This is a genomic window from Mesorhizobium sp. M3A.F.Ca.ET.175.01.1.1 (assembly GCF_004791945.1).
Taxonomy (GTDB): Bacteria; Pseudomonadota; Alphaproteobacteria; order Rhizobiales; family Rhizobiaceae; genus Mesorhizobium.
Window position 1 is genome coordinate 207301 of the sequence record NZ_SRTP01000008.1, and the last position, 13265, is coordinate 220565.

General features: G+C 64.1%; 14 protein-coding genes. 3 read left to right on the forward strand and 11 right to left on the reverse strand.

The features are described 5' to 3' along the window. The first annotated feature begins 9 nt into the window (after positions 1-9). Positions 10-465: a cyclic nucleotide-binding domain-containing protein gene (locus tag EN818_RS19665; protein WP_095804845.1), complete on the forward strand. Its 456-nt coding sequence runs from the start codon at positions 10-12 to the stop codon at positions 463-465. 42 nt (positions 466-507) lie between these two features. On the opposite strand, the gene EN818_RS19670 is transcribed toward EN818_RS19665, so the two are convergent. The 7 genes from EN818_RS19670 to tesB form a co-directional block, all read right to left on the reverse strand. Continuing rightward, complete coding sequence (locus tag EN818_RS19670; protein WP_095804846.1) at positions 508-1314, reverse strand: exodeoxyribonuclease III; 807 nt, start codon at positions 1312-1314, stop codon at positions 508-510. A gap of 202 nt (positions 1315-1516) precedes the next feature. Next, positions 1517-2185: an outer membrane lipoprotein carrier protein LolA gene (locus EN818_RS19675; protein ID WP_095804972.1), complete on the reverse strand. Its 669-nt coding sequence runs from the start codon at positions 2183-2185 to the stop codon at positions 1517-1519. A 180-nt stretch (positions 2186-2365) separates the two neighbouring features. Next, positions 2366-5020, reverse strand: a complete 2655-nt coding sequence (locus EN818_RS19680) for a DNA translocase FtsK (protein ID WP_095804847.1) — start codon at positions 5018-5020, stop codon at positions 2366-2368. 208 nt (positions 5021-5228) lie between these two features. Next, positions 5229-5504, reverse strand: a complete 276-nt coding sequence (locus EN818_RS19685; protein WP_095804848.1) for a hypothetical protein — start codon at positions 5502-5504, stop codon at positions 5229-5231. A 274-nt stretch (positions 5505-5778) separates the two neighbouring features. Beyond that, entirely contained in the window at positions 5779-7209 is a 1431-nt protein-coding gene (locus EN818_RS19690) for an ammonium transporter (protein ID WP_095804849.1), read from the reverse strand. 32 nt (positions 7210-7241) lie between these two features. After that, positions 7242-7580 carry a P-II family nitrogen regulator gene (locus EN818_RS19695; protein ID WP_095804850.1) on the reverse strand — a complete coding sequence of 113 codons (339 nt, stop codon included), beginning with the start codon at positions 7578-7580 and terminating at the stop codon, positions 7242-7244. A 248-nt stretch (positions 7581-7828) separates the two neighbouring features. Continuing rightward, a complete protein-coding gene (tesB, locus tag EN818_RS19700; protein ID WP_095804851.1) occupies positions 7829-8692 on the reverse strand; it encodes an acyl-CoA thioesterase II in 864 nt (287 codons plus the stop codon). Positions 8693-8800: 108 nt separating this feature from the next. Between tesB and EN818_RS19705 the strand changes: the two genes are divergently transcribed. Then, positions 8801-10063: a ubiquinone biosynthesis hydroxylase gene (locus EN818_RS19705; protein ID WP_095804973.1), complete on the forward strand. Its 1263-nt coding sequence runs from the start codon at positions 8801-8803 to the stop codon at positions 10061-10063. Between the two features lie 269 nt (positions 10064-10332). Here the strand turns inward: EN818_RS19705 and EN818_RS19710 are convergent, their stop codons facing one another. The 3 genes from EN818_RS19710 to EN818_RS33260 all read right to left on the reverse strand — a co-directional run bounded on the left by EN818_RS19710 (position 10333) and on the right by EN818_RS33260 (position 11617). Next, positions 10333-10863 carry a hypothetical protein gene (locus EN818_RS19710; protein WP_095804974.1) on the reverse strand — a complete coding sequence of 177 codons (531 nt, stop codon included), beginning with the start codon at positions 10861-10863 and terminating at the stop codon, positions 10333-10335. Between the two features lie 173 nt (positions 10864-11036). Then, positions 11037-11393: a YciI family protein gene (locus tag EN818_RS19715; protein WP_095804852.1), complete on the reverse strand. Its 357-nt coding sequence runs from the start codon at positions 11391-11393 to the stop codon at positions 11037-11039. Continuing rightward, positions 11390-11617: a hypothetical protein gene (locus tag EN818_RS33260; protein WP_095804853.1), complete on the reverse strand. Its 228-nt coding sequence runs from the start codon at positions 11615-11617 to the stop codon at positions 11390-11392. The genes EN818_RS19715 and EN818_RS33260 overlap by 4 nt, the downstream gene beginning before the upstream one ends. A gap of 264 nt (positions 11618-11881) precedes the next feature. On the opposite strand from EN818_RS33260, the gene EN818_RS19725 reads away from it, so the two are divergent. Beyond that, positions 11882-12307: an OsmC family protein gene (locus EN818_RS19725; protein ID WP_095804854.1), complete on the forward strand. Its 426-nt coding sequence runs from the start codon at positions 11882-11884 to the stop codon at positions 12305-12307. 210 nt (positions 12308-12517) lie between these two features. Here the strand turns inward: EN818_RS19725 and EN818_RS19730 are convergent, their stop codons facing one another. Then, a complete protein-coding gene (locus EN818_RS19730) occupies positions 12518-13144 on the reverse strand; it encodes a DUF480 domain-containing protein (protein ID WP_095804855.1) in 627 nt (208 codons plus the stop codon). Positions 13145-13265: the final 121 nt, after the last annotated feature.

Below are 13265 nucleotides of genomic sequence, written 5' to 3' on the forward strand. Positions count from 1 at the left end.
ACAGCTAGGATGGCGCTGGATGACGACATCCGCATCCTGTCCGCCGTGAAGCTCTTTCAGGGCTTCACGCAGGAACAGCTGCGCCTGCTCGCCTTCGGCGCGGAAAACACCTTCCTGCAGGCCGACCGCAAGCTCTATCTCGAGGATGACGACGCCGATTCCGCCTATATCGTGGTCAGCGGCGAGATCGCGCTCTATCGCGAGTTGGGCGGCGAGCGCGTGCCCATCGGCATGGCGGGTCCGGGCGCCGTGCTCAGTGAACTCGCTTTGATCGCCGACACCAGGCGCGTGACCAGCGCCTCGGCCGCGACGGATGCGGAAGTGATCCGGCTCAGCCGCAAGATGTTCCGCCGCATCCTGGAGGAGTATCCGGAGCTGGCTATGCAGCTGCACGAGCGCATCCTGGAAGAGTTCCAAGAGATGATCGCCCGGATCGAGCAGCTCGGCCCGCGCTTTTCGGAGTAGGATGGCGAAGACGGCTCAAGCAGCGGCCATCGCCGCTGCGCCCTACTCCAAGTCAAACTTCGCGATAACCGGCACATGGTCCGACGGCTTCTCCCACCCGCGTGCCGCCTTCAGGATTTCATAGCCGCAAAAACGCGGCACCAGATTGGCCGACGACCAGACATGGTCGAGCCGCCGCCCGCGGTCGGAAGCTTCCCAGTCCTTGGCGCGGTAGCTCCACCAGGTGTAGAGCTTCTGCTCGGCCGGCACGTTTAGCCGCATCAGGTCGACCCAGCCGCCGGCCCGCCGCATCGCTTCGAAGTTTTCCGTCTCGACTGGCGTGTGGCTGACGACGTTGAGCAGCTGCTTGTGCGACCAGACGTCATGCTCCAGCGGCGCGATGTTGAGGTCGCCGACCAGGACCGAGGCGGAGGCCTCGTCCTGGCTCGCGGGCACGCCGTTCATCTCGTAGACGAAATCGAGCTTGTGCCGGAATTTCCGGTTGATCTCCGGGTCCGGCTCGTCGCCGCCGGCCGGCACGTAGAAATTATGCAGCAGGATCGACTTGCCTCCGGCTCGGACTCTGACCGACAGATGCCGGCTGTCCTCGATCTCGCAGAAGCGCCGCTTCTCGACCAGCTCGATCGGGCGCCGCGCGACGGTAGCGACGCCGTGATATCCCTTCTGCCCGTGGAAGAGGATGTGCTCATACCCAGCCTTGCGAAACGCCTTCTCGGGAAAGAGCTCGTCCGGGACCTTGGTTTCCTGCAGGCAGAGCACGTCCGGCGCGTGCTCCTTCAACAGCCGCTCGACGATCGGCATGCGCAGCCGCACCGAGTTGATGTTCCAGGTGGCGATGGTGAAAGGCATGCGGCGAGGTCCGGGACGGCGTAAGTCGCCGAACTACTGCCAGCCGCGCGCCGGAAAGACAAGCACTGCAACAATAGCAGAGGTCAGCGCCGCCCCTCATTGCCCTGCCGGGCATTTCTCCCCCGTTCACGGGGAGACGAGGGCAGTAGCCAGATGATGGGCGGCGCCAGCGTGCGGGAAAACCTCCGACAGCGACGTAAGCTTACCGCGTCTTCGTATTCAGCTCGCGGTTCGCCGTGTAGTCGATGGCAAACATGTCGGGCGGGATGCTCACGCCTTCCTTGACGTTGAAGATCATCACCGTCGTGTCCTTGCCCTGCGCGTCCGTGATCGTCCACTGGCGCAGCTCATAGCTCTTCGGATCGAACATCATGGTGATCTTGGCATTGCCGAAGACGGACTTGTCGGAGAGCTGGATGGTGGTGAGGTCGTCCTCCTCCTTGACGCTCTTCACCCGCCCGCCGGAGAGATCGATCCGGTCGTCCAGCAGCAATTTGAGCGGCGTCTTCGACAGCGGATAGAGATCGGAGGTATTAAGCTTCTTGTTGAGGATCACCACCGACTTGCCGTCGGAGATCACCCGGAAATTGGACGACCCGTCATAGTTGAAGCGGATCTTGCCCGGCCGTTCCAGGAAGAACTTGCCGCCGGTCTGCTCGCCCTTCGGCCCGAACTGCACGAATTCGCCGCTCATCGATTTGACCGAGGAGAAATGGTCGGCGATCTTCTGCGCCGTCGGCGGCACCGCTGCCTGCGCCGACGCCAGCAGTTGGAAGCCCGGCACCACATTGATGGCTGCCGTCCCCGCAAGCACAAGACCGAGGCCAAGCACCTGGCGGCGGGTCGGGGCGAATTCTCTCTGGGTCTTCATGCCGGTCACTTTCTGTGTTTCGTCCTGGTCTGCGTCTCTGGACCCCCAGTTGGGCCTAAGTTTGGCGGGTCCGACGGCGCTCCGTCGCATGAACGCGCCAGAAGGTTCAAGGTTGCCGATCGACGGAGCCGGGTGTGTTGAGCTTGAGGTCAGGCCGGCATCACCTGAATATCGGCATGCCTAGAACTTGTCGTCTTCCGTCGGCACCAATATCTCGCGTTTGCCGGCGTGGTTGGCCGGACCGACAATGCCTTCCTTCTCCATCTTCTCGATGATCGAGGCGGCGCGGTTGTAGCCGATACCGAGCCTTCGCTGGATATAGCTGGTCGAGGCCTTGCCGTCGCGCAGCACCACGGCCACGGCCTGGTCGTAGGGATCGTCGGAATCCTCGAAATTGCCGCCGCCACCGCCGCCCGAGCCTCTGCCGGAGGAGCCTTCTTCCTCCTCTTCCTCGTCGTCCTCGGTGATGGCGTCGAGATATTCGGGCACGCCCTGCAGCTTCAGATGCGCGACGATCTTCTCGACCTCGTCGTCGGAAACGAATGGACCGTGGACGCGCTGGATACGGCCGCCGCCGGCCATGTAGAGCATGTCGCCCATACCGAGCAGCTGTTCGGCGCCCTGCTCGCCCAGAATGGTGCGGCTGTCGATCTTCGACGTCACCTGGAAGGAGATGCGGGTCGGGAAGTTGGCCTTGATGGTGCCGGTGATGACGTCGACCGAAGGACGCTGGGTCGCCATGATGACATGGATGCCGGCGGCGCGCGCCATCTGCGCCAGGCGCTGGACGGCGCCTTCGATGTCCTTGCCGGCGACCATCATCAGGTCGGCCATCTCGTCGATGATGACCACGATATAGGGCATCGGCTCGAGATCGAGATCCTCCGTCTCGTAGATCGCCTCGCCGGTCTGGCGGTCGAAGCCGGTCTGCACCGTGCGCGAGATCTTCTCGCCCTTCTTCTCGGCAAGTTGGACGCGCGCGTTGAAACCGTCGATGTTGCGCACGCCGACCTTGGACATCTTGCGGTAGCGGTCCTCCATCTCGCGCACGGTCCACTTCAGCGCCACGACCGCCTTCTTCGGATCGGTGACGACCGGTGTCAGCAGATGCGGGATGCCGTCATACACCGACAGCTCGAGCATTTTCGGATCGATCATGATCAGCCGGCATTCCTGCGGCGTCAGCCGGTAGAGCAGCGACAGGATCATGGTGTTGATGGCGACGGACTTGCCCGAGCCGGTGGTGCCGGCGACCAGCACGTGCGGCATCTTGGCGATGTCGACGATCACCGCTTCACCATTGATCGTCTTGCCGAGCGCCAGGGCGAGCTTCGCCTTGGTCGTCTCGAAGTCGCGGCTGGCCATGATCTCGCGCAGGTAGACCGTCTCGCGCTTGGCGTTCGGCAACTCGATGCCGATGGCGTTGCGGCCGGGCACGACGGCGACGCGGCAGGCGATCGCGCTCATCGAGCGGGCGATGTCGTCGGAAAGGCCGATGACGCGTGAGGACTTGATGCCGGGCGCGGGTTCCAGTTCGTAGAGGGTGACGACCGGGCCCGGGCGGACATGGATGATCTCGCCCTTGACGCCGAAATCCTCAAGCACGCCTTCCAGCAGGCGCGCGTTCTGCTCCAGCGCGTCCTTCGACAGGCTCGGATCGCGCGCGACGTTCTTCGGCTCGGACAGGAAATGCAGCGACGGCATCTCGAACCTGCCGGAGCCGATCAGCGAGGTCTGCGCCTCGCGCTGCACGCGCGCGCCCTGCACCGGACGCGGCGCCGGCGCCTCGACGCGGGTTGCCGCATCGGAGCGGAAATTCCGCACATTCGCGCGGCGCTGGACAGGCTCCTCGTCGTCGAAATCGTCGACGTCGGCGTCTTCATCCTCCTCGCCGAAATCCTCATCCACCGGATCGACCGAGGCGCTGCGGTCGTTGACCATGGCGGCGAAGAATTCCGGCTCGACGCGGGCGCGGCCCGGGCCCATCCGCGATTCGGCGAATTCGGCCGATTCGACGCGCTCGGCAGCGCGCCGCCAGGCGCTGGCGCGCGGCTCCATCTGCGGCTCGAACTCGTCGCGCTCCCGCCTGCGACGCGCGGCGCGCCGGTGCAGGAAGGCGCGCAGCGACAGCCACCAATGGGTGATGGCGCCAAGCGCCAGAATGCCCTCGTCGCCTTCGTCCTCATCCTCTTCGAACAGCAGGTTGTCCCGCTCGCGCGGATCGGGCTCGGCGGCGCGTTCCATGACGGCAAAGCCGTTCCTGCGCGCGATCAGCGCCGAGCCGTAGGCAAAGAGCCACAGCGCCGGCGCGGCCAGAATGAGCGCGATGACGCTTGCGAAAAGGCCTCTCGGATAGCCGCCGACGGCTATGCCGGGAATTTTCAGCACCATGTCGCCGAAAACGCCGCCGAGGCCGGTCGGCAGCGGCCAGGTGTTGGGCGGCGTCACGCATCCGGTCATCGCCGCGGCAAGCAGCGCGAAACCGAACCAGGCAAAGCCGCGCTTCGGCAGCTTGTCGACCCCACGGGCGGAGAACAAGAGAAAGCCCCAGACCACCGCCGGCACCAGTCCGGCCACGGCGGCCAGGCCGAAGAACTGCATGGCAAGGTCCGAGAACACCGCGCCCGCATAGCCCATGGCGTTGGTGACGATGTTGTTCGTCGCATGCGAGAAGCTCGGATCGGCGACATTCCACGTGGCAAGGCTGGCAACGCCAAAAGCGGTGAACACGAACAGGCCTGCGCCGACCAGCCGCCCAACCTGACGCCGCGCGAACGCCTGGATGCCATGCCCCGTGTCGGCCAGCGCGAGCGGTGCTGAAGCGCCTGAACGCATGCTCTTCCCCGTAAGTCGTTGCCTGGCCGGGCGCATGGCGCAGTCCGGCAGATTCGGAGACAAGACTATGGGTGGGAAGGTTAAGGCCGCATTAACCATGGGCCTTTACCGAGATGACCCTGTGAAACGGAAATGGCGGGTCGAAGCCCGCCATCTCTCGCTCGCAACTAGGAAGCGAACCGCGCCCGTCAGGACACGATCTCCCGCATCACTTGTGACCGGCATACATCATCAGATTGGCGCAGAACTCGGCGTGGGGCTTGCTCATCGCCGCGTCCTGGCACTCCTTCATCATTGCATCCTGCTTGTCCTTGGCCATCGAAGCCCAGGCTGCCTTGAAGTCCGCCTCGGCCTTCATGGTCTTCATGCTGGAGTCGGTGAAGAACGGCGCCATGTTGTCCGGCTCGTCGAGTGCGCCGGCAAGTGCAACACCGCTGACCATCGACAGAGCCATTGCTCCCAGCAGGATGTTCTTGAAGTTCATCAGTTGGTTCCTTCTCTTTTGTTTGCGGGCGCCGCAACGGCGCTCGCTACCCCCCAAGTACGGAAGCAGTGAGCTGTATGTTTCTTGGCTTTCGCGCATCACGGAAACGTGATCGCGCAGAAAACGATTCCTCGCTCCCTTCGTCGCAGCCATACGATTTCCAAAAAAGAGGCCCGGATTGCTCCGGGCCTCAATGCGTGAGCCCTCTTTCGAGAGCGTCACGACGGGATGGGAGGATGCGGGGCGGCACAGGGCCGCCCGGCACTGGCGAGGCTTACGGATGATAGGCCGCTTCGCCATGCGAGGTGAGGTCGAGGCCTTCGCGCTCTGCGTCGGCCGACGGACGCAAACCGACGATCATGTCGACGATCTTGTAGAGGATGGCGCTGCCGATGCCCGACCACAGGACGGTCACCAGCACGCCCTTGCCCTGCGCCAGCAGCTGGGTAGCCGTTCCGGCATAGCCAGCAGCGAAGTCGGCCGTCGAATAGTCAACGATGCCGGCGCCACCGAGGGCGGGATTGACCAGAATGCCGGTGCCGAGCGCGCCGATGATGCCGCCAACGCAGTGGACGCCGAAGACATCCAGGCTGTCGTCATAGTCGAACGTGTTCTTCACGACCGAGACGAAGAAGTAACAGACGAAGGTGGCGACGATGCCGAGCACAATAGCACCCATCGGCCCGGCGAAGCCAGCGGCGGGCGTGACGGCGACGAGGCCGGTCACCGCGCCCGAGGCAACGCCGAGCATGGACGCTTTGCCGCGCAGCAGCGATTCAAGCACGATCCAGGTCAATGCCGCCGCCGCCGTGGCAACGAAGGTATTGATCATGGCCAGCACCGCATAGGAGTTCGCCTCCAGGTTCGAACCGGCGTTGAAGCCGAACCAGCCGACCCACAGCAGTGAAGCACCAACCATGGTGAGCGTCATCGAGTGCGGCGCCATGATGTCCTTCTTGTAGCCGATGCGCTTGCCGATCATCAGCGCTCCGACGAGGCCGGCGATGCCCGCATTGATGTGAACGACCGTGCCGCCGGCGAAGTCGATGGCACCGAAGCCGAAGATCAGCCCGGACGGGTCGGAATAGGCGCTCGGGCCGCCCCAGAACCAGACCATATGTGCAATCGGGAAGTAGACGAACGTCACCCAGAGGACGACGAAAAGGATCACAGCGGAGAATTTGACGCGTTCGGCGAAGGCGCCGACGATCAGCGCAGGCGTGATGCAGGCGAAGGTCATCTGGAAGACGACGAACACCAATTCAGGAATGGCGACGCCCTTGGTGAAGGTTTCCGACAGCGTCGATACGCTGACACCGGAGAGAAACGCTTTGGACAGGCCTCCGACGAAGGCATTGCCGGCGGTGAAAGCCAGGCTGTAGCCGTAGAAGACCCAGATGATCATGACCAAGCAGGTGATGGTGAAGACCTGCATCAGCACCGACAACATGTTCTTGGTGCGAACCAGGCCGCCGTAGAAAAGGGCAAGGCCGGGAATGGTCATCAACAGCACCAGCACGGTGGAAATCATCATCCACGTGGTGTCGCCCTTGTCGACGGTGAAAGCGGGAGCTGCCGGCGCGGCCGCGGCAACGGCGGGAGCCGCTTCCTGCGCCAACGCGGCGACAGTGCCCAATGCTCCGAGCGCGAACGAGCCCAGCAGCGCGGAGCGCGCCACCGACTTCAAGGTGGAAGGTATGTTCATTGAACTCTCCATTGGAATACGTGCTCGCCGCTCTAGAGCGCGTCGGTGTCTGTTTCGCCGGTGCGGATGCGCACCGCCTGGTCGATGCCGAAGACGAAGATCTTGCCGTCGCCGATCTGGCCCGTCTTGGCGGCCGAGGTGATGGCTTCGACGGCCTTGTCGACCATGTCGGAACCGACCGCGACCTCGATCTTGATCTTGGGCAGGAAGCTGACCGCATATTCCGCGCCGCGGTAGATTTCCGTATGCCCCTTCTGACGCCCGTAGCCTTTGACTTCGGTGACGGTCAGGCCCTGGATGCCGACGGCGGTGAGCGCTTCGCGCACCTCGTCGAGCTTGAACGGCTTGATGATTGCCATCACGATTTTCATAAGGTTTCACCCTTTTGCTGTTGCGGTCGCCCGCGTTTGCACGACTTCGCGGATCCCGCGGGAACCGGAGAGTGATCGACAGGATTCAAGCTCCGTGCCAATTGCCAAGGCAGGACAGTAACTTGTTGCAAACAAAGGAGATTGAAGGCGGCTGCACGTTATTCGTGCACAGCCGCGTCAAGGCACCTGATTAAGAAATAGGCAAAATTGTCAAAACGCCTATTTTACAGGCTTCCCCGCAAGCCGGCTCACCGTTTGAGCCGGATCAGGCCTTCCTGCGCGACCGACGCGATCAGCGTTCCGTCGCGCGCGAACAGCGATCCGCGCGTGAATCCTCTCGAGCCCTGCGTGGACGGACTATCCTGCGTGTAGAGGATCCAGTCGTCCAGCGCATGGCTGCGGTGGAACCACATGGCGTGGTCGAGGCTTGCCGCCTGGATGTCGCGGTCGAAGATGGCGCGGCCATGCGCGAAGGTCGAGGTGTCGAGCAGCGTCATGTCGGAGAGATAGGCGAGCACTGCCGCCTGGGTGGCGCGGTCCTCCGGCACCGGACCGGTGGTGCGGATCCAGATGTTCTGCTCCGGCTCCAGTTTCTCGCGGCTGGTATAGTGCTTCAGCATCACCGGTTTCATCTCGATCGGCCGGTCGCGTTCCCAATAGCGTTTGATGCCTTCCGGGACCGCCTCGCCGAACTTGCCGAGCAACTCGCGCTGCGACAGCAGCGTGTCGGGCGCCGGCACGTTGCGCGGCATCGGCAGCTGGTGTTCGAGGCCGACCTCGTCCTGCTGGAACGAGGCTTCCAGCGAGAAGATCGCCTGGCCATGCTGGATCGCAACCACGCGGCGCGTGGTGAAGGAGCCGCCGTCCCGAATGCGGTCGACCTCGTAGACGATCGGCACCTTGGTGTCGCCGGGGCGCATGAAATAGCCGTGCAGCGAATGCACGTGGCGCTCCGGATCGACCGTGCGCTGGGCGGCGACAAGTGCCTGGGCGATGGTCTGGCCGCCGAACACACGCTGCCAGTCGAGCTTGGGACTGCGACCACGATACAGGTTGTGTTCGAGCTGCTCGAGGTCGAGAATGCCCAGAAGCTCGTCCATGGCCGCCGTCATGTTCCACGTCCTTCGAAGATGTGCCATGGCGGGTTTCGGACAGGACAGGCAGTCAGTCAAGCTGCTATGGCCGCCGCAGCGGTCTCGAGCCGCGAAAGGGAAAGTGCCATGGTCGACGGCAATGCGGGTGGAGCGGACGAGGCCGCGCTGGACGTGCTGGTGGCAGGCGCCGGCTATGTCGGGCTCGCCGCAGCGGTGTCGCTGAAGCAGGCGCGCCCGAGCCTCGCCGTCGCCATCGTCGATGCGGCACCGGCCGGGGTCTGGCAGAAGGACGGCCGCGCCTCGGCGATCGCCGCCGCGGCCTGCCGCATGCTCGAGCAGCTCGGCGTATGGGAAGAGATCGCGCCAGAAGCGCAGGCGATCACCGAGATGATCATCACCGATTCGCGCGCCGCCGATCCGGTGCGCCCGGTGTTCTTGACCTTCGACGGCGAAGTCGCGCCCGGCGAGCCTTTCGCCCATATGGTCGCCAACCGGGATCTAAACGGCGCGCTGCGCCGGCGCGCCGAAGAGCTCGGCATCGATATCATCGAGGGCATGGCGGTCAATGCCTTCGATACCTCTGGAACCGGCATCACCGTGCATCTGGCCGATGGCGCTGCGCTCAAGGCGCGACTGCTGATCGCCGCCGACGGCGTCAATTCCAAGCTGCGCGACATGGCCGGCATCAAGACGGTGAAATGGGAGTACGGCCAGTCCGGCATCGTCTGCACGGTCGCGCATGAACGCCCGCACAACGGTCGCGCCGAGGAACATTTCCTGCCGGCCGGCCCCTTCGCCACGCTGCCGCTGAAGCCGCGCAAGGATGGGACCAACGCCTCATCGATCGTCTGGGTCGAGCGCACGCAAGATGCGCAAACGCTTGTCGACGGCGACGAGTTCGTCTTCGAGCACGAACTCGAGCAGCGCTTCGGGCTCAAGCTCGGCGAGATCCGCGTCGCCGACAAGCCGCGCGCCTGGCCGCTCGGCCTCACCCTCGCCCGCGCCTTCGTTGCAACCCGCATCGCGCTCGCCGGCGACGCCGCCCACGGCATCCACCCGATCGCCGGCCAGGGCCTGAACCTCGGCTTCAAGGACGTCGCCGCATTGGCCGAAGTGGTGGTCGAGGCCGACCGGCTCGGCCAGGACATCGGCGCGCTCGACGTGCTGGAGCGCTACCAGCAATGGCGCCGCTTCGACACACTGCAGATGGGCGTCACCACCGACGTGCTGAACCGGCTGTTCTCCAACGACATCGGCCCGTTGCGCGCCGCGCGCGACATCGGCCTTGGCCTTGTCGAACGCATGCCTAGGCTCAAGGATTTCTTCATTCGTCAGGCCTCGGGCCTGTCTGGCGACACGCCGCGGCTGCTCAAGGGCGAGGCGATCTGAGGGTTTCGCGGAGGCCGAGGCCCACGCGATATCGTCATCCACGGGCGGAGCGGGAGCGAGGCGGACGCGAAGACCCGCGGATCCATGCCGCGCCCTTGGTCGAAGAGCGCAGCCGACCAGAATTCTGCACTGCTGCAACGCTTATAGGTAACAGAATGGATTCTATGGTCTGCGCCACGTCGCTTCGCTCCTTGCTCCGCCATAGAATGACGACGCGAGAGGCGTTTCGCCCAATCACCAAGGAGCGGTCAGGCCGCCGCGGCTTCAGCTCAATTCACCTCGAAACCGAGCTTCTGCCTGAGCCTCAGCATGCGCTGGTCGCCGATCCGCAAACTCTGCTCGCCGCCTTGCGCCACACGGTTCAGCATTTGCAGCAAGTCGTTCCTCTCGTTCGGATCCAGACGTTCGCGCAGGAACGGCGCCAGCTTGTCGATGACGATCGTCGTGTCGTCGACCTGCGCGGCCGCCCATTTGGCGTAGACCACCGCCTCGTCGGTCTTCTTCTGGCTCTGCGCAATCTCCGCAATCACCTCGCGGATCACGCCTTCGCGCTGCGGCAGGATCGGGCCTTGCTCGGCAATGATCGCCGTGATCAGCGTCGCGGCAGCCACCACGGGATCGTCGATCGCCGTCAATGGCGAGAGCGCTGCCTGCTTGCGCAGCTTCTTGCGCCGGATATTGCCTTGCACGCGCCCGACGACATCGGCGACTTCGCGCGCGGCATCGTTCATGGCCTTCAGCCGATACCACCAGAACGCCGCCGCGCCGAGCAGGCCAAGTATAGCAATCAAGAACGGCATGCCGAATTCCCCCGAATCCCGGCGACGATAAGAGAAGTGCAGCATCGCTTCAACACGCAACAGTTGCCGCGATGAAGAAACTCCTAAGTCAATGCATGTCGCCCAAAGTGCGCAGCGGCTCTTGGAGAACGACATGCATCAAACGAAGACTGCGCAATCGCCATACACCGGGATCATGACCCCGGGATGTCGTAGGCCGCCCGGATCTCGATGGTGCCTAGTTCGGCAAGCGGAATCCCGTCGGCGATCTCGAGCGCTTCGTCGAGATCGCGCGCCTCGACCATGACGAAGCCGAGCAACTGCTCCTTGGTCTCGGCGAATGGACCATCGGTGACCAGCCGCTTGCCCTTGCGCCGCCGCAGCGACTTCGATGCTCTCACCGGTTGCAGCGCCTGCGCGATGATCAACTTTCCCTGTTGGTCGAGCACCCTGTCATAGGCGAGCGAGTCGACATCGAGTTTGGCCGACCTTTCCGCAGTAAGCGCGAAGAGGACTTTCTCCTCGCCATAGACCAGCAGCACATATTTCATTTTCTGTTCTCTTGCTTTGATGAACCATATGAGGCGACGGCGACACTCTCAGCCTTGCTCCCGACCGCCGCAGCATGATCGAGAAGCCATGCCGCGAAGGCGATGATGGCCACCGCCGCCGCCAGCCGGACGAAGCCGGATGCCGGCGGGTCGAGCCAGAAATCTTCGGGACGCCGAGCCCTTTCGGTTGGACGCCTCCAAAGCGCGAAGAACAGATTGTCCATCCTGAACCTCCATCGGCCGGAACTCCGTGGCCGCACGCAGGACGGTTGGGCGGGAGGGAAGTCGACATTTTGCACGCGTAATTTTCTCAGCCATTTTCTTCCCGCGCCGCGAACGTGGGCGGGAGGCGAGATTCAGGTCAGGCCGGCCTCACCGGAATCTCAACACGCCTCAGTGCATGGATGGTCTTCCGACGCTCCCGCGCTATAGTCGAGGAGAACGCCGGCGCCCGCCGGCGCGAACCCCGACATCCCAGGAGGATTTTCATGGACCGCACCGCAAACGCCGTCTGGAAAGGCAATCTCAAAGAAGGCAAGGGCACGCTGGATAGCCAGAGCGGAGCGCTGAAGGGAACGCCCTATTCGTTCAAGGCCCGTTTCGAGGACGAGAGCGGCAAGTCCGGCACCAACCCGGAAGAGCTGATAGCCGCCGCGCACGCCGGCTGCTACGCCATGCAGCTGTCGCACTTCCTCGCCGAAAACGGCACCCCGGCGGCCGAACTTGACGCCAAGGCGGTGGTGACGCTGGTGCCCGGCACCGGAATCACCGGCAGCGCCATCACCCTGGTCGGCAAGGTGCCCGGCATCGATGCGGCGAAGTTCAAGGAACTGGCCGAGAAGGCCAAGGCGGAGTGTCCGGTCTCGAAGGCGCTTGGGGCGATAAAGGTGTCGCTCGACGCAAGGTTGGGGTGACTGGCGTTTTTATCTGAGCTCCTTCGCGCCCCCCTCTGCCCTGCCGGGCATCTCCCCCACTTGTGGGGAGATTGGCGGCTCCAGCGCCGGCGCTCTTCTTTCTAACGTCGGCGATTGGCGAAAGCCGGCATGACCTCTGATCTCCCCCCTCGTGGGGGAGATGTCCGGCAGGACAGAGGGGGCCGCTGTCCCGCCGACATATCGGCCCAGCTAGCCGCCCAGCGCCTCAATCTTCGCCCGCAACGCGGCGACCTCTTCTTCGAGCGCTCGCAACCGCGCTTCGAGATCGGAATCCGATGACGCCGGCGGCTGCCATAGCGCTGCTGCCGCCGATGCCTCCACCGGCCCGCTCAGCAGATGCACATAGCGCTCCTCGCGCTGCCCGGGCGCACGTTCGAGCAGCAGAATGAGCGGTGGCCGGCGGCCGATCAGAAGGTCGAGATTGTCGCGCAGTTCCTCGACCGAGGCAAAGCGCGCCATGCGTTCGGCGCGCGCCAGCAATTCATGCGCGGTCTGCGCGCCGCGCAGAAGCAGCAGGCCTATGATGGCGATCTGCGGCGTGGTCAGCGAAAAACGCTGCGCCATCAGATGCTCGTAGCGCTCGACCCGCGATGCGAAGGCCTGCCGCACCAGGCCCTTCTGCTCGAGCGTGCTCAGCGCCCGCCTGACCTCGGTGAGTTCCAAGGCCATGACGGGTTCCCGCGCCGTCTTCTGGTTGGCCGCCTGATGCGCGCCGTTGAGCGTCAGCGGGTAGACGTCCGGCGTCAGCTCCTTCTTCTCGATCAGCGAGCCGAGCACGCGCGCTTCGACGGGGGAGAGGGTGGGAAGATCGGTCATGGGCGCAATCCTTTCTGACGCTGGCGGGACAGCGCCCCCTCTGTCCTGCCGGACATCCGCCAACTTGGGAGATCAGCAGCTTCGCCGACAGCGCTTCATCCTTCAACCTCTGAGATTGGCG

Coding starts and splice junctions, on each gene's coding strand:
- EN818_RS19665 (WP_095804845.1), top strand. CDS start 10: ATGGCGCTGGATGACGACATCCGCATCCTGTCCGCCGTGAAGCTCTTT.
- EN818_RS19670 (WP_095804846.1), bottom strand. CDS start 1,314: ATGCCTTTCACCATCGCCACCTGGAACATCAACTCGGTGCGGCTGCGC.
- EN818_RS19675 (WP_095804972.1), bottom strand. CDS start 2,185: ATGAAGACCCAGAGAGAATTCGCCCCGACCCGCCGCCAGGTGCTTGGC.
- EN818_RS19680 (WP_095804847.1), bottom strand. CDS start 5,020: ATGCGTTCAGGCGCTTCAGCACCGCTCGCGCTGGCCGACACGGGGCAT.
- EN818_RS19685 (WP_095804848.1), bottom strand. CDS start 5,504: ATGAACTTCAAGAACATCCTGCTGGGAGCAATGGCTCTGTCGATGGTC.
- EN818_RS19690 (WP_095804849.1), bottom strand. CDS start 7,209: ATGAACATACCTTCCACCTTGAAGTCGGTGGCGCGCTCCGCGCTGCTG.
- EN818_RS19695 (WP_095804850.1), bottom strand. CDS start 7,580: ATGAAAATCGTGATGGCAATCATCAAGCCGTTCAAGCTCGACGAGGTG.
- tesB (WP_095804851.1), bottom strand. CDS start 8,692: ATGACGGCGGCCATGGACGAGCTTCTGGGCATTCTCGACCTCGAGCAG.
- EN818_RS19705 (WP_095804973.1), top strand. CDS start 8,801: ATGGTCGACGGCAATGCGGGTGGAGCGGACGAGGCCGCGCTGGACGTG.
- EN818_RS19710 (WP_095804974.1), bottom strand. CDS start 10,863: ATGCCGTTCTTGATTGCTATACTTGGCCTGCTCGGCGCGGCGGCGTTC.
- EN818_RS19715 (WP_095804852.1), bottom strand. CDS start 11,393: ATGAAATATGTGCTGCTGGTCTATGGCGAGGAGAAAGTCCTCTTCGCG.
- EN818_RS33260 (WP_095804853.1), bottom strand. CDS start 11,617: ATGGACAATCTGTTCTTCGCGCTTTGGAGGCGTCCAACCGAAAGGGCT.
- EN818_RS19725 (WP_095804854.1), top strand. CDS start 11,882: ATGGACCGCACCGCAAACGCCGTCTGGAAAGGCAATCTCAAAGAAGGC.
- EN818_RS19730 (WP_095804855.1), bottom strand. CDS start 13,144: ATGACCGATCTTCCCACCCTCTCCCCCGTCGAAGCGCGCGTGCTCGGC.